This is a genomic window from Haemophilus haemolyticus (assembly GCF_003490595.1).
In the GTDB taxonomy this organism is placed as follows: domain Bacteria; phylum Pseudomonadota; class Gammaproteobacteria; order Enterobacterales; family Pasteurellaceae; genus Haemophilus; species Haemophilus haemolyticus_L.
The window spans coordinates 60,745-75,735 of record NZ_QQGY01000005.1 but is presented as its reverse complement, the minus strand read 5'-3'; the positions used below and the strand labels follow the sequence as shown (position 1 = coordinate 75,735).

Here is a 14,991-nt window from a genome sequence, read left to right as displayed (position 1 = left end):
TCGTCCTTTTATGAAAAAAGAATGGGCGTATATTAGCATAAAAATTTACACTAAACGCGTTTATATAGCCCATTTTCACTCATGATGAGATCTTGCAATTCAAGATCGAGCAGCTGAACAAGTAAAACATCTACACTCAAGTTAAATTCTTCAGCTAAATCATCAATGCTCACAGGCGTGTAACCGATACGCGAGTAAAGTTTCGGGTGACTTGGTGCTTCTACTAATCGGCGAGGATCGGGTGGTGGCGTGTAATTAGGCACGGCGATCTGGTCAAAATCGATTTCAGTTTGGCTATGGATAGAATGTTGGTAGAGAGTTTCCAAAATATTCTTTGCATTTTCCACCAACATTGCGCCTTGTTTGATGAGGCGATTACAACCTTGGCTAAATTCACTTTGAATATTGCCTGGCACAGCAAAAACCTCTCGGTTTTGTTCCAATGCATACCGAGCGGTAATCAGAGAGCCGCTTTTTTCTGTGGCTTCAACCACTAATGTCCCGACAGAAAGCCCGCTAATAATCCGATTACGACGAGGGAAATTTGTCGCAATTGGTGCTTGGTTTGGTAAAAACTCAGAAACTAATGTACCGTTGTTTTGCAAAATAAGTTCTGAAAGTTTGCGATGCTTTACGGGATAAATTTGTTCCAATCCGCTTCCCAAAACTGCTATGGTTTGTCCTTGAATATCAACAACAGCTTGATGGCAATGCCCATCTATTCCCAATGCGAGCCCACTGGTAATTGTAAAGCCAGCCAATGAAAGTTCCGTAGCAAAATATTTAGCCCAATATTCACCATAAGCCGTGCAGTAGCGGCTTCCCACCATCGCAATTTGACGTTGTGAAAGTGCGGTCAAATTTCCTTTTACAAATAATAGAGGAGGAAAGCTTGCTATCTGTTTCAATAGAAAGGGGTAAAAAGGGGAAAAATAATTCACCAAATGATTCCCCTCTTTTTGTGACCACTCTAGTGCAGGTTCAATAAATTTTGCTTCAGGCTTGAACCAACGGCGAATTTGAATGGCTCCCCATCCCATTTGTCGGAAAGCAACATCATCATAATTGAGCAACTCATCTAGCGTAATATTGGATAAAATTTTATCAATGCCCACTCCGCCAAGTTTAGGGACTTGCATTAGGCGGAGTAGCGTATAAGTAATATCGTGCATGCTTTTTCCTTTTTGATTTGAAAATTTAGTATGGAAAAAACGAGTGAAAGAAACGATTAACTTGAAAGCATTTTGCTATGTAGATCGCAAAAATTCTTTTTTATGAGTAAAAAATTGCAAAATTTCTCTTATTTTGAAAATGTAAAAAATTCAATAATAAAAGTTTGCTGATTGTAATTAATTTGGTTGAATATTCTTTTTGTTTTAATTTTATTAGTTAAATATATATTACATCTTGTGTTGAGATGATTGTTTTTGATATAAAACGCTAAAAAATAGTTTGACAGCCAGTTTTTTATTCGTAATATGGAAAACGTTTTACACAGAAGGATTTTTATTTATGTCTCGTATTGTTTCTTTATCTCTCAACCTGCTGCTCTCACATTCGGTGTGCGGCTAAGTTGTGGATGAAAAACAGTCAGATGTAAATACCCAATTTTAAACCCGCACTTTATAAGTGGCGGGTTTTTTGTCTAAAAAATATAGGAAAATGCACCGCACTTTTGGAGTGATTTAAGAAGGACATTTAGTAAGGACATTGTTATGACAGATCGCGTTATTATTTTTGATACGACTTTGCGTGATGGGGAACAGGCGTTAAAAGCAAGTTTGACGGTAAAAGAAAAATTACAGATCGCTTTAGCACTTGAACGCTTAGGTGTGGATGTAATGGAAGTCGGTTTTCCGGTTTCTTCTCAAGGCGATTTTGAGTCTGTTCAAACCATTGCGCGCCATATTAAAAACTCTCGTGTTGCCGCGTTATCTCGAGCGGTAGATAAAGACATTGATGCCGCATACGAGGCATTGAAAGTTGCTGAAGCATTCCGTATTCATACTTTTATTGCAAGTTCTGCATTGCATGTTGAAGCGAAATTAAAACGTTCTTTTGATGATGTGGTAGGAATGGCCGTTGCAGCAGTGAAACGCGCACGTAATTATACGGATGATGTTGAGTTCTCTTGCGAAGATGCCGGCCGTACCGGTATCGACAATATCTGCCGTATTGTTGAAGCCGCAATTAATGCGGGTGCAACTACGGTAAATATTCCCGATACAGTAGGTTTTTGCTTACCAAATGAATACGGCAACATTATTGCTCAAGTGCGCAATCGCGTACCGAATATCGATAAAGCTGTGATTTCTGTGCATTGCCATAATGACTTAGGCATGGCAACCGCTAATTCTTTAACTGCAGTACAAAATGGTGCGCGCCAAATTGAATGTACCATTAATGGAATTGGTGAACGAGCGGGCAATACTTCCCTTGAAGAAGTGGTTATGGCAATGAAAGTGCGTCAAGATTTTATGGGCGTGGATACTCGTATTAATACCCAAGAAATTCATCGTGTGAGTCAAATGGTTAGCCAGCTTTGCAATATGCCGATTCAACCGAATAAAGCCATTGTGGGTTCAAATGCTTTTGCGCACTCTTCTGGCATCCATCAAGATGGTATGTTGAAAAACAAAAATACCTACGAAATCATGTCACCAGAAACTATTGGCTTGAAGAAAGAGAAATTAAACTTAACCGCGCGTTCTGGTCGCGCAGCAGTAAAAGGCCACATGGCGGATATGGGTTACACCGAACAAGATTACGATTTAGACAAATTGTATGACGCGTTCTTAAAATTGGCGGATAAAAAAGGCCAAGTGTTCGATTATGACTTGGAAGCCTTAGCCTTTATTGATATGCAACAAGGTGATGAAGATCGTTTAGTGTTAGATAAACTTTCTGCACACTCCACTAAAGAATATCCAGCAACTGCTTTTGTTCAAGTAGAATTGGATGGTAAAAAATTAAGTACCTCTTCTATCGGTGGTAATGGTCCGGTTGATGCTGTCTACAATGCGATCTTGAATTTAACCGGCTTAGATATCAAAATGTCCCACTATCACTTAACTGCAAAAGGCGAAGGTGCTGAAGCGTTAGGTCAGGTAGATATCGTGATTGAACACGAAGGCCGTAAATTCCATGGTGTTGGTTTAGCGACAGACATCGTTGAATCTTCCGCACTTGCTTTAGTTCATGCAATTAATGCCATTTATCGTGCTCATAAGGTGGCAGATATTAAGAATCATAAACATCATTAACTCAATCTCCCTCTTTAGCAAAGAGGGGAAAAATACAAAAAAAACTAACCGCACTTTTGAAGTAAAAAATAGGAAAAATAATATGCAATCATACAATATAGCAGTATTAGCAGGCGATGGTATCGGCCCCGAAGTCATGGCGGAAGCCATTAAGGTATTAAACAGAGTTCAAGAAAAATTTGGTTTTAAACTTAACTTTAACGAGTTTTATGTGGGCGGTGCGGCTATTGATCATTGTGGTTGCCCATTACCAGCAGAAACCTTAAAAGGTTGTGATGATGCGGATGCAATTTTGTTTGGTTCTGTAGGTGGCCCTAAATGGACAAATTTACCACCGGATCAACAACCAGAACGCGGAGCATTGTTGCCATTGCGTAAACACTTCAAATTATTCTGTAATCTTCGTCCTGCAACCCTTTATAAAGGACTAGAAAAATTCTGCCCATTACGAGCAGACATCGCGGCGAAAGGGTTTGATATGGTGGTTGTGCGCGAATTAACGGGCGGGATTTATTTCGGTCAGCCTAAAGGCCGTGAAGGTGAAGGTGCACAAACTAAAGCATTCGATACCGAAGTTTATTACAAGTATGAAATCGAACGTATTGCACGTGCGGCTTTTGATGCGGCAATGAAACGTCGTAAACATGTAACTTCTGTGGATAAAGCGAACGTATTACAAGCGTCAATCTTATGGCGTGAAACCGTGACAGAAGTGGCGAAAGATTACCCTGAAGTCACCTTAGATCATATTTATATCGACAACGCGACCATGCAATTAATCAAAGCGCCTGAATCTTTTGACGTTCTACTATGCTCTAACATTTTTGGCGATATTATTTCTGATGAAGCGGCGATGATCACCGGCTCTATGGGGATGTTGCCATCGGCTAGCTTAAATGAAGAAGGTTTCGGCTTATATGAGCCTGCTGGCGGTTCTGCACCAGATATTGCAGGCAAAGGCATTGCTAACCCAATCGCACAAATTCTTTCTGCCGCGATGATGTTGCGTTACAGCTTCAACTTAAATGATGCAGCTGATGCGATTGAAAACGCTGTGCAAAAAGTCTTAGCAAGCGGTCACCGTACGGGTGATTTAGCCGATGACTCTGCCCCTGTTTCAACGGCAGAAATGGGCACATTGATTGCTGATGCAATTTAAGACGCGCGCCATCAATGTGGATATTGATCGCTAACACAATCTAATAAAAACAATTAAAGTGCGGTTTAAAACACTGTCAAATTTAACCGCACTTACTACTCTAACGAATTGAGAAAAATTATGGCAAAAACACTTTACGAAAAATTATTCGATGCCCATGTGGTGTACGAAGCTGAAGGCGAAACGCCAATTTTGTATATTAACCGTCATTTGATTCACGAAGTAACCAGCCCGCAGGCCTTTGATGGGTTACGTGTTGCAGGTCGCCAAGTGCGCCAAGTGAATAAAACTTTCGGCACAATGGATCACAGCATTTCTACTCAAGTACGAGATGTCAATAAACTTGAAGGTCAAGCGAAAATTCAAGTGTTAGAACTTGATAAAAATACCAAGGCGACGGGTATCAAATTATTTGATATGACAACGAAAGAGCAGGGAATCGTACATGTGATGGGGCCAGAACAAGGTTTAACTTTACCCGGTATGACAATTGTTTGTGGTGATTCCCACACAGCCACCCACGGAGCCTTTGGTGCTTTGGCATTTGGTATCGGCACCTCCGAAGTAGAACACGTATTAGCAACTCAAACTTTAAAGCAAGCCCGTGCAAAAAGTATGAAAATTGAAGTGCGTGGCAAAGTAGCGCCGGGCATTACCGCAAAAGACATTATTCTTGCCATTATAGGCAAAACAACCATGGCTGGCGGTACAGGCCATGTGGTGGAATTCTGTGGCGAAGCCATTCGTGACCTTTCCATGGAAGGCCGTATGACGGTTTGTAATATGGCGATTGAAATGGGTGCGAAAGCGGGCTTAATCGCGCCTGATGAAACCACTTTCGAATACTTAAAAGGCCGTCCGCATGCGCCGAAAGGTAAAGATTGGGATGATGCCGTTGCTTATTGGAAAACCTTAAAATCTGATGATGATGCGAAATTTGACACGGTCATCACATTAGAAGCGAAAGATATTGCACCACAGGTAACTTGGGGAACAAACCCAGGGCAGGTCATTTCTGTGAATGATACCGTACCAAATCCGCAAGAAATGGCAGATCCTGTACAACGTGCTTCGGCGGAAAAAGCCTTACATTATATTGGCTTGGAAGCTGGCACTAATTTAAAAGAAATTAAAGTTGATCAAGTATTTATCGGATCTTGCACCAACTCGCGCATTGAAGATTTACGTGCAGCCGCGGCGGTGATGAAAGGGCGCAAAAAAGCCGATAACGTAAAACGTATTTTAGTGGTACCTGGTTCCGGTTTAGTGAAAGAACAAGCAGAAAAAGAAGGCTTGGATAAAATCTTTATAGAAGCGGGAGCTGAATGGCGTAATCCGGGCTGTTCCATGTGTTTAGGGATGAACGATGACCGTTTAGGCGAATGGGAACGTTGTGCTTCCACGTCAAACCGTAACTTTGAAGGTCGCCAAGGTCGTAACGGTCGCACTCACTTGGTGAGTCCAGCAATGGCTGCCGCTGCTGGTATGTTTGGTAAATTCGTTGATATTCGTGACGTCACATTAAACTAAGGAGCAGAAAATGGCAGGATTTAAACAACTTTCAGGCTTAGTAGTGCCATTGGATGCAGCAAACGTGGATACGGATGCGATTATTCCAAAACAATTTTTACAAGCCATTACGCGCGTAGGTTTCGGTAAACACTTATTCCACGAATGGCGTTATTTGGATGTAGAAGGCACTAAACCAAATCCAGATTTCGTATTGAATTACCCACAATATCAAGGTGCAACAATTTTGTTGGCGCGTAAAAACCTTGGCTGTGGTTCGTCTCGTGAACACGCCCCTTGGGCATTAGCCGATTACGGTTTCAAAGTAATGATCGCACCAAGTTTTGCAGATATTTTCTATAACAACAGCTTAAACAACCACATGTTACCGATTCGTTTAAGCGAAGAAGAAGTAGAGGAAATCTTCCAATGGGTGTGGGCAAATGAAGGCAAACAAATCCATGTGGATTTGGCAGCGATGACCGTCACTGTAGGTGACAAAGTCTATCACTTTGAACTGGATGAATTCCGCCGCCATTGTTTGTTAAACGGCTTGGATAACATCGGCTTAACCCTCCAACATGAAGACAAAATCTCAGAATACGAGAAAAACATTCCAGCGTTCTTGCGCTAAAAAAGATAAAAGTGCGGTGATTTTTATTTAACTCTAAAAGTTAGACTATTAAATTAAGGACTGAGTTCTATCCTCCATGGGGCTTAGTCCTTTTAGTTTACACTGAGTACGCTCATGATTGTAATAATGAATGCACTCATGAATTATTTTTCGAGTTGATCAAAAGTATCAAATTGTTTTCCATTGTAGTCTTCCTTTTTTACTGCCCAAAGAAGCTCTCCGCCACCGTATTATCTAAACAATTTCTTTTTCTCGACATACTTTGTTGAATACCGTTTTTCAATAGGATTTATTGATAACCTCTCATTTGATATTACCTTCTTTGGTTGCGCTACAGTGCAATAAAATCTGTCCAATTATTGAATAATGGCTTTTCACTTCAGATATTGCTTGATTTGATGGGGGGATTATTCAGTATTTTCTTTTATCATTTGAAAGAACAAATCGATAAAGATAAGACGATATCACAACAAATTATACGGATTATCGTGATAATCATGAATGTTACGTTTATCCTCTTATTACTCTAGCTCTAAGTCTTCCTCAACATCAATCATAAGAAAGTCCAACGTATGATAAATATATTGGACATTAAGGAGAATTCGACGATTTAATATTTGTTCGGGCGGTTGAAAATATGTTTAGATGAGAAAACAATTTTTACTATGTTGAAGATAAAAATACTTCACTTGTTGTTTGAAAGATAAGATATTTAGTTAATAAAAAAATCTGCACCTTAGTGAGTTGGTTATTTAGTCCAACTTTAGGAGCAGATTATTTGTCCTATTTATAATTTTGTCAACGCATACATTATTGACGGTAATCCGACAAAAATCTTGCTAATTTTGTAATGGCTTCTTCAAGCTGATTCACATAAGGAAGGGTGACAACACGGAAGTGATCCGGTGAATGCCAATTAAATCCTTTACCGTGCACAAGTAGTACTTTTTCTTGGCGAAGTAAATCAAGCACCATTTTTTCATCACTGTGAATATTGAATTTTTTCACATCAATTTTGGGGAACATATACATCGCCCCCATTGGTTTCACGCAAGTAATGCCTGGAATTTGAGTGATGAGATCGTAGGCTTTATTTCGTTGCTCAAGTAATCGACCGCCTGGTAAAATAAATTCATTAATACTTTGATAGCCACCAAGTGCAGTTTGAATTGCATGTTGCATTGGTACGTTGGCACATAAACGCATAGATGCCAGCATATCCAAGCCTTCAATATAACCTTTCGCATTATGTTTTGGACCGTTTAAAATCATCCAACCTTGACGGAAGCCTGCAACTCGATAAGCTTTTGATAACCCATTCAGCGTAACGGTTAATAAATCAGGAGCAAGCGCGGCAATATGATGATGCACCGCGCCATCGTATAAAATTTTGTCGTAGATTTCGTCAGCGAAGATAATCAAATTATTTTGGCGCGCGATTTCCACAATTTCTTGTAATAATTCTTTGCTATACACCGCTCCAGTTGGGTTGTTCGGGTTGATGATGACAATCGCTTTAGTCTTCGCATTCACCTTGGCTTTAATATCATCAATAGCGGGAAACCAATTCGCATCTTCATCACAGAGATAATGCACTGCTTTACCGCCAGAAAGTGTTACCGCCGCAGTCCAAAGCGGATAATCAGGCATCGGCACAAGCACTTCATCGCCATCATTGAGTAATGCTTGCATGGCCATTGTGATAAGCTCAGATACGCCGTTACCAATATACACATCATTGACTGTCGCGCCGTGAATCCCTTTTGATTGATAATATTGAACAATGGCTTTACGAGCAGAATATAAACCTTTTGAATCGCAGTAGCCTTGAGCTGACGGTAAATTACGCAATACGTCAACCAAAATTTCATCTGGTGCTTCAAAGCCGAAAGGTGCGGGATTACCGATATTTAGTTTTAAAATTTTATTGCCTTCTTCTTCTAAGCGTAGTGCTTCTTTGTGCACTGGCCCGCGAATGTCATAACATACATGTTCTAATTTGTCGGATTTTGGGAATAATCGCATAGTGAAATCCTTTTGTTTCTAATAAATTTTTCGAGAAAAGTGCGGTTAATTTACGCTGAATTTTCAATATTGAAAAGATTTTGTAAAAAAATTTTTTGTCATTAACAATCTGCGGTAGAATACGGCTAATTTTTTGTGTATTTAAAACAAAATCTAATGAATGATTTAGCGCAGGCAATAGGCGAGTTAAAATCGCAAATTCACGCATATTTACAGCAATCAACGAATGAACTTGTCCGTTTTCAGGTGAAACTGGACAAGGTCGATTTGTTGGCGTGGCTGAAAGGTCAATCTGCGTATCCTCAATTTTATTTACATTTTCGTGATGAAGAAAAAGCATTGGCTGCTCTTGGTGAAGTGCAGTCATTTTCACAGTTAAATTTAGCGCAAGAGTTTATTGAAGAAAGTGGTTTTCCACTGGTCGGCGGTTTGCAATTTCAAGGCGCTGCACAATTTGTATTGCCAAAAATTCTTGTTGAACAGGATGAGAAAGGTGCGTTGGTATCATTTTTTGTGAAAGATGAGCAAGGTGCGAATGATACTTTAGCTCACCTCAAAACTTTTGAAAATCTCACCGCACTTTCTGCTTTGCCAAAACAAATTCCTTTGCATACAGAGCCTCGAGCTAACGAAAGAACTTGGTGTGATTGGGTAAATCAGGCTTTGGTAGAAATTAAAAGTGGGGAACTGACAAAAATTGTATTAGCCAATGAAACCACCTTCCATTTAAAGCAAGCGATTAATGCGTACGATTTTTTAGCAGAAAGCGAAAAACAAAATCAAGGTTGTTATCATTTTTTGTGGGCTGAAAATCCTTATTCGGTTTTTGTTGGTTCTACGCCTGAACGCCTATTTGCTCGAGAGTATAACTTGTTGCTAACCGAGGCTTTGGCAGGAACCGCATCGGTTTCTGAAAGTGAGGAAGAAACGCAATCTCAAGCCAATTGGTTGTTAAATGACGAGAAAAATTTAAAAGAAAATTGGTTGGTTGTAGAAGATATTTCGCAGAATTTACGTAAGCAAGTAGAAAGTTTTGATGTAAGCAATGTGGAATTGAAACCGTTACGTAAAGTACAGCATTTGATTCGTAAAATTCGTGCAAATTTGACCGCACATTATGCAGATGTAAATATATTAAAAGCGATTCATCCTACAGCTGCGGTATCGGGTTTGCCACAGCAACAAGCCAAGATGATTTTGTCAGAAATTGAAACCTTTGATCGAGGCTGGTATGCAGGAACATTGGGCGTGATGAGCGATGCATGTTCAGAGTTTTGTGTAGCGATTCGTTCTGCCTTTATTGAAGGTCATCGTATTCGTGTATTTGCTGGAGCGGGCATTGTGGCAGGCTCGCAGCCATTGGAAGAATGGAAAGAAATTGAACGTAAAGCAGCAGGGTTAATTTCCTTGTTTGCAGAAGAAAAATGATAACGGAGAAAAAAATGTCGGTAAGCGTGTTTAATCGTTGTTGGTCGAAAGTGATTTTAGAAACCTTGGTGCGCCAAGGCGTTTCTCACGTTTGTATCGCGCCAGGTTCGCGTTCGACACCTTTAACTCTTGAAGCCGTACGTTTGCAAAATGCGGGTTCAGTCACTTGTCATACGCATTTTGATGAACGCGGTTTAGGTTTTTTTGCTTTGGGTATTGCTAAGGCAACTCAATCGCCTGTTGCCATTATTGTGACATCAGGTACGGCGACTGCAAACCTTTATCCCGCAATTATTGAAGCACGCCAAACAGGTGTGAATTTATTTGTTTTAACTGCTGATCGTCCACCAGAACTTTGGGAGTGCGGTGCAAATCAAGCTATTTTGCAGCAAAATATGTTTGGTCAGTATCCGGTTGCAAATGTTAATTTACCTAAACCAAACTCTGATTATTCTGCGCAGTGGTTGATTTCTCTACTTGAACAGGCAGCTTTCCAACAAAAACAACAAGGTGGTGTTGTTCATATTAATGTGCCATTTGCCGAGCCACTTTATAATGCAACTGATGAGGAAGTAGATTCTCACCCTTGGCTGCTGCCGTTACAACGCTGGTTAATTCAAACTAAGCCTTGGATGAATGTGGAAGCTCAACAGCACGAAGTATTAATGCATGAAAATTGGGATCATTGGCGTACCAAACGTGGTGTAGTTGTGGTTGGTCAATTACCTGCAGAACAAGCGATGGGCATTAATTCTTGGGCAAGTGCTATGGGCTGGGTATTACTGACGGATATTCAATCGGGTGTTGTTCCAACGACGCCTTATGAAGATATTTGGCTAGCAAACCAAACTGTTCGTGAAAAACTTCTACAAGCTGATATTGTGATTCAATTTGGCGCGCGTTTTATTAGTAAACGCATTAATCAATTCTTGCAGGCGTTTAAAGGGGAATTTTGGCTAGTTGAACAAAGCGGTAAAGCATTAGATCCTTACCATCATTCATTGACAAGATTCAATGCTAAAGTGCATCATTGGTTGCGTGCGCATCCACCTTTACGCCAAAAGCCTTGGTTACTTGAGCCGTTAGCTTTATCTAAGTTCTGTGCGACTTTTATTGAACAGCAAGTAGGCGGAAATTTAACGGAAGCCTCGCTCGCATTACGTTTACCAACACTTTTACCTTATAACGGTGTTTTATTTTTAGGTAATAGTTTACTTGTTCGTCTTGTTGATGCACTAACGCAATTACCAGAAAGTTATCCCGTTTATACCAATCGTGGCGCAAGTGGAATTGATGGTTTGTTGGCTACGGCTGCGGGAATAGGTATTGGTTCAAATAAACCTGTTGTTGCGGTGATTGGCGATACGTCCACTTTATATGATCTAAATTCGTTCGCATTATTCAAAAACGTTACGCAACCAACGGTAATCTTTGTGATCAATAATAATGGTGGCGCGATTTTTGATATGTTACCTGTGGATGAACAAGTCAAAGATCAGTTCTATCGATTACCGCATAATGGCGATTTTTCTCAAATCGCGGCAATGTTCGATCTTAAATACGCTCATCCTTATACTTGGGCGGATCTCAATTCCGTTGTTAAACAGGCTTATAGTCGTCGCAAGGCAACGTTAATTGAAATTAAAACGAATCCGAGTGATGGTAGTAGTTTGTATAAACGCTTAATCGAGCAAATTAGTCACGCCGTGATTGGTGCTTAAGTATTCTGTAGGCGGGCTTTAGTCCGCCGTATTTTATTACTTCTATCAATAATCCCTTCAATGATAAACATCATTTTTCTTCACGGACTTCTTGGTGCAAAAAACGACTGGAAACAAGTCATTGAAAATCTACCGCACTTTAATTGTATTGCGCTAGATTTACCTTTTCATGGGCAAGCTAAAGACATTGAAGTCGCAAATTTTGAAGATTCGGCGGAGTATTTATCTCAGCAAATCAAAAGTGTGGTGAAAAATGAACCCTATTTTCTTGTTGGGTATTCTCTAGGTGGACGGATCGCTTTGTATTATGCACTGCATGCTCAGGTGGAACGATCTAATTTGCAAGGTGTTATTTTAGAAGGCGCGAATCTAGGTTTAAAAACTGACGAAGAAAAGCAGGCTCGTTTTCAACATGATTTTGCTTGGGCGCAACGTTTTATGCAAGAATCGCCAGAAAATGTATTAAATGATTGGTATCAACAGCCCGTGTTTTCTCATTTGACTGCAGAAGAAAGACAGAAGTTAGTTGAAAAACGAAAATTAAATTGCGGTGAAAATATTGGCAAGATGCTGCTGGCGACAAGTCTATCGAAACAACCTGATTTTAGTGAAAAAGTGCGGTTAAGTGCTTTGCCATTTTTTTATTTTTGTGGCGAACGAGATCATAAGTTCCAAGTTTTAGCCAAAGAAAATCAAATTAATTTAGTAACCATTCCTTCCGCTGGGCATAACTCACATTTAGAAAATTCAAAATATTTCTCTAAAAAAATAGAAAATTGCATATTAAAAATTGCTAGACCTTAGTTAAAATGCTAGGATTCAATCCTTTCTCTTTATAATAAACTACTAAGGAAACACAATGTCTACACAACTTCGTAATAATCCGATGAAAGTGGCGTTAGCCTCGATGGTCGGTACGGCAATCGAATTTTTTGATTATTATATTTATGCGGCTGCCGCTGTATTAGTTTTCAATACGCAATTCTTCCATAGCGATGATCCGCTTTCTAATGATTTACTTTCTCTTTCTACGCTTGCTTTAGCATTTTTTGCACGTCCTATTGGTTCGGCATTATTTGGTCACTTTGGCGATAAAATTGGTCGTAAAAAAACCTTGGTTGCCTCCCTTGTTTTAATGGGTGGTTCAACGGTAGTAATTGGTTTACTTCCTAATTATGCTCAAATCGGTATCTGGGCGCCGATTTTGCTTTGCGTATGCCGTGTTGGTCAAGGTATTGGACTCGGTGGTGAATGGGGCGGTGCAGCTTTAGTTGCAACAGAAAATGCGCCAGAAGGAAAACGAGCTTGGTACGGTACTTTCCCTCAATTAGGCGCACCAATTGGTTTATTTGTCGCTAATGGAACATTCTTCTTAGTTAGCTATTTGCTTGGTCATAATGCACTTGTTGAATGGGCGTGGCGTATTCCGTTTGTATCTTCTGTTTTATTGGTCGCTGTCGGCTTATATGTTCGCTTAACTTTGCACGAAAGCCACGTATTTGTGGAAGCAGAGCAAAAAGGCAAAAAATTGAATGCACCAGTGAGTGTTGTTTTTACTAAACACTTAAAACCAATGATCATTGGCACATTTATTATGGTGGCAACTTATTCTCTGTTTTACATTATGACGGCTTTTGCTCAGGCATATTCTCGAACAGCACCAAAGCTTTCTGAAGCAGGTTATGCGCTTGGTTTAGGAATCCCAGCAAATACATTTACTGGCTTGTTATTAATTAGTGCTATTGTATTTGGTATTTTTATCAGTATTTCTGGTGTTTATGCCGATAAAATTGGTCGCCGTAAATGGTTGATTTGGGTGACTATTGCTATCGGTGTGCTTGGTTTAACAATGCCGTTATTCTTAGAAAATGGCACTCCAGTTAGCGTATTTGCATTTTTAGTAATTGGTATGGCGATCATGGGGATGACATTTGGTCCAATGGCTGCGCTATTACCAGAATTATTTCCAACGGAAGTGCGTTATTCAGGCGCATCTCTCGCCTATAATTTGGCATCCATTATTGGTGCAACGATTGCGGCGATGATTTCTTTAAAAATTAATGCGTCATTTGGTGTGATAGGCGTAGGTATTTATTTAGCAATCAATGCCCTCATGACGCTATTGGCATTATTAGCGTCAAAAGAAACTAAAAACGTAGATTTAACACAAATCTAATCCTAGTTAAGAAAAAAACGGTGAAAGTTTGATCTGCACTCTAAAAGTTGGACTCAACAACCAACAATTGAGGTGCAGATTTTTTTATGGGTAAACATTACACAATAGAATTTAAATTACAGGCTCCCCACCCTATTTTGAATGGAAAAATGAGTATTAGAGAAGCCGCGCGTTTTTACAATATTCCTTCCAACTCCCTAGTTGGGATGTGGTTAAAACGGTTTGAAAAAAGTGGCATAAAAGAACTTATTCTCCGTAAACCATCAGGACAACCGCCGATGAAACTCAAATATGCAAAAATGCCACCGCCACCCAAAACTGAAGAAGAGCGTTTACGCCTGAGAATTTTACAGCTTGAAGCCTACCTAAATGAATTGAGAAGGCCCAGATTTCAGGACGAAACCGAGTAAAGGAAATTATCCAAAGGTTAAGAACGCATTACCCATTAAAATGGCTTTTAGGATTTGTACGGTTAGCACGTAGTGCATTTTTTGCTAAACTTCAGATTAAACTGGATAAGGGGGCGCAGCTGAAAAAGGCCATTAAACGCATCAAAGTCAATCATCCTGATTATGGCTACCGAAGTGTTCAGCCTGTCTGGCAACGATAAATCACAAGAAAATCCAACTTCTAATGCGGTACTCGGACGCCAAGTGCGGTTAAGAAAACGCAAGAAATTCATGACCTATCGAGGCACAATAGGCCATATTGCCCCGAATCGTTTTGAGCGTAATTTTACGATAACTGCCCCGAATCAAAAATGGGTAACGGTAAAGCAAAAGATGGGGCACAAGTCAATGTTAAACATGGCGGGCAAACGCCAGAATAAGGTTGAGGGCTTGATTTAACATTCAGACCAAGGCTGGCAGTATCAGATGAGTGCTTATCGTAGAATACTTGCCGAGCAGGGTATAACTCAATAAAACGAAAGAATAGATAGGTGAATAGGTAAGGGATTATTTGGACTATTATAACCACCGTCGGATCCAACTGAAATTAAAAGGACGGAGTCCGATACGATATCGTTGTCAGTCCTTGAATTAATCGTCCAGATTTTGAGGCAGATCATTTTTTGA

The 14,991-nt window shown here is 40.0% G+C and carries 13 protein-coding genes and 1 pseudogene; 11 read left to right on the top strand and 3 right to left on the bottom strand.

The window, feature by feature from the left end:
- Positions 1-50 precede the first annotated feature (50 nt).
- Positions 51-1,172, bottom strand: coding sequence for a DNA-processing protein DprA (gene dprA / locus DV415_RS04970; RefSeq protein ID WP_118789857.1), 1,122 nt, complete (start codon positions 1,170-1,172; stop codon positions 51-53).
- 543 nt (positions 1,173-1,715) lie between these two features.
- Here dprA and leuA point away from each other — a divergent pair.
- The 4 genes from leuA to leuD all read left to right on the top strand — a co-directional run bounded on the left by leuA (position 1,716) and on the right by leuD (position 6,565).
- A complete protein-coding gene (leuA, locus tag DV415_RS04965; protein ID WP_118789856.1) occupies positions 1,716-3,263 on the top strand; it encodes a 2-isopropylmalate synthase in 1,548 nt (515 codons plus the stop codon).
- 82 nt (positions 3,264-3,345) lie between these two features.
- Positions 3,346-4,422 (top strand): 3-isopropylmalate dehydrogenase, encoded by a 1,077-nt coding sequence (gene leuB, locus DV415_RS04960; RefSeq protein ID WP_118789855.1) that lies wholly within the window; start codon positions 3,346-3,348, stop codon positions 4,420-4,422.
- A 120-nt stretch (positions 4,423-4,542) separates the two neighbouring features.
- Positions 4,543-5,952, top strand: a complete 1,410-nt coding sequence (gene leuC / locus DV415_RS04955; RefSeq protein WP_118789854.1) for a 3-isopropylmalate dehydratase large subunit — start codon at positions 4,543-4,545, stop codon at positions 5,950-5,952.
- Positions 5,953-5,962: 10 nt separating this feature from the next.
- The gene (leuD, locus tag DV415_RS04950) at positions 5,963-6,565 is read left to right on the top strand and encodes a 3-isopropylmalate dehydratase small subunit (protein ID WP_118781940.1); all 603 of its coding nucleotides are present in this window, start codon (positions 5,963-5,965) and stop codon (positions 6,563-6,565) included.
- Positions 6,566-6,613: 48 nt separating this feature from the next.
- Here leuD and DV415_RS04945 read toward each other — a convergent pair.
- Positions 6,614-6,878 (bottom strand): annotated as a pseudogene (locus tag DV415_RS04945) (transposase); the annotation flags it as partial.
- Between the two features lie 497 nt (positions 6,879-7,375).
- The gene (locus DV415_RS04940) at positions 7,376-8,590 is read right to left on the bottom strand and encodes a pyridoxal phosphate-dependent aminotransferase (protein WP_005627528.1); all 1,215 of its coding nucleotides are present in this window, start codon (positions 8,588-8,590) and stop codon (positions 7,376-7,378) included.
- Positions 8,591-8,746: 156 nt separating this feature from the next.
- Here DV415_RS04940 and DV415_RS04930 point away from each other — a divergent pair, with 156 nt between their 5' ends.
- The 7 genes from DV415_RS04930 to DV415_RS10480 all read left to right on the top strand — a co-directional run bounded on the left by DV415_RS04930 (position 8,747) and on the right by DV415_RS10480 (position 14,959).
- Entirely contained in the window at positions 8,747-10,018 is a 1,272-nt protein-coding gene (locus DV415_RS04930) for an isochorismate synthase (RefSeq protein WP_192879093.1), read from the top strand.
- 14 nt (positions 10,019-10,032) lie between these two features.
- Positions 10,033-11,739, top strand: coding sequence for a 2-succinyl-5-enolpyruvyl-6-hydroxy-3-cyclohexene-1-carboxylic-acid synthase (menD, locus tag DV415_RS04925; RefSeq protein WP_118781937.1), 1,707 nt, complete (start codon positions 10,033-10,035; stop codon positions 11,737-11,739).
- A gap of 60 nt (positions 11,740-11,799) precedes the next feature.
- Positions 11,800-12,543 (top strand): 2-succinyl-6-hydroxy-2,4-cyclohexadiene-1-carboxylate synthase, encoded by a 744-nt coding sequence (gene menH / locus DV415_RS04920; protein ID WP_118789853.1) that lies wholly within the window; start codon positions 11,800-11,802, stop codon positions 12,541-12,543.
- Between the two features lie 55 nt (positions 12,544-12,598).
- On the top strand, positions 12,599-13,915 hold the full coding sequence (locus DV415_RS04915; protein ID WP_118789852.1) for an MFS transporter: 1,317 nt from the start codon (positions 12,599-12,601) through the stop codon (positions 13,913-13,915).
- Between the two features lie 86 nt (positions 13,916-14,001).
- Entirely contained in the window at positions 14,002-14,325 is a 324-nt protein-coding gene (locus tag DV415_RS04910; protein ID WP_118789851.1) for a helix-turn-helix domain-containing protein, read from the top strand.
- 162 nt (positions 14,326-14,487) lie between these two features.
- Entirely contained in the window at positions 14,488-14,763 is a 276-nt protein-coding gene (locus tag DV415_RS04905) for a hypothetical protein (RefSeq protein ID WP_118789850.1), read from the top strand.
- A 112-nt stretch (positions 14,764-14,875) separates the two neighbouring features.
- Positions 14,876-14,959, top strand: coding sequence for an IS3 family transposase (locus DV415_RS10480; RefSeq protein WP_114908753.1), 84 nt, complete (start codon positions 14,876-14,878; stop codon positions 14,957-14,959).
- Positions 14,960-14,991: the final 32 nt, after the last annotated feature.

Excerpts from the sequence above, each read along its gene's own strand:
- dprA (WP_118789857.1), bottom strand. The coding sequence starts at position 1,172 with ATGCACGATATTACTTATACGCTACTCCGCCTAATGCAAGTCCCTAAA.
- leuA (WP_118789856.1), top strand. The coding sequence starts at position 1,716 with ATGACAGATCGCGTTATTATTTTTGATACGACTTTGCGTGATGGGGAA.
- leuB (WP_118789855.1), top strand. The coding sequence starts at position 3,346 with ATGCAATCATACAATATAGCAGTATTAGCAGGCGATGGTATCGGCCCC.
- leuC (WP_118789854.1), top strand. The coding sequence starts at position 4,543 with ATGGCAAAAACACTTTACGAAAAATTATTCGATGCCCATGTGGTGTAC.
- leuD (WP_118781940.1), top strand. The coding sequence starts at position 5,963 with ATGGCAGGATTTAAACAACTTTCAGGCTTAGTAGTGCCATTGGATGCA.
- DV415_RS04940 (WP_005627528.1), bottom strand. The coding sequence starts at position 8,590 with ATGCGATTATTCCCAAAATCCGACAAATTAGAACATGTATGTTATGAC.
- DV415_RS04930 (WP_192879093.1), top strand. The coding sequence starts at position 8,747 with ATGAATGATTTAGCGCAGGCAATAGGCGAGTTAAAATCGCAAATTCAC.
- menD (WP_118781937.1), top strand. The coding sequence starts at position 10,033 with ATGTCGGTAAGCGTGTTTAATCGTTGTTGGTCGAAAGTGATTTTAGAA.
- menH (WP_118789853.1), top strand. The coding sequence starts at position 11,800 with ATGATAAACATCATTTTTCTTCACGGACTTCTTGGTGCAAAAAACGAC.
- DV415_RS04915 (WP_118789852.1), top strand. The coding sequence starts at position 12,599 with ATGTCTACACAACTTCGTAATAATCCGATGAAAGTGGCGTTAGCCTCG.
- DV415_RS04910 (WP_118789851.1), top strand. The coding sequence starts at position 14,002 with ATGGGTAAACATTACACAATAGAATTTAAATTACAGGCTCCCCACCCT.
- DV415_RS04905 (WP_118789850.1), top strand. The coding sequence starts at position 14,488 with ATGGCTACCGAAGTGTTCAGCCTGTCTGGCAACGATAAATCACAAGAA.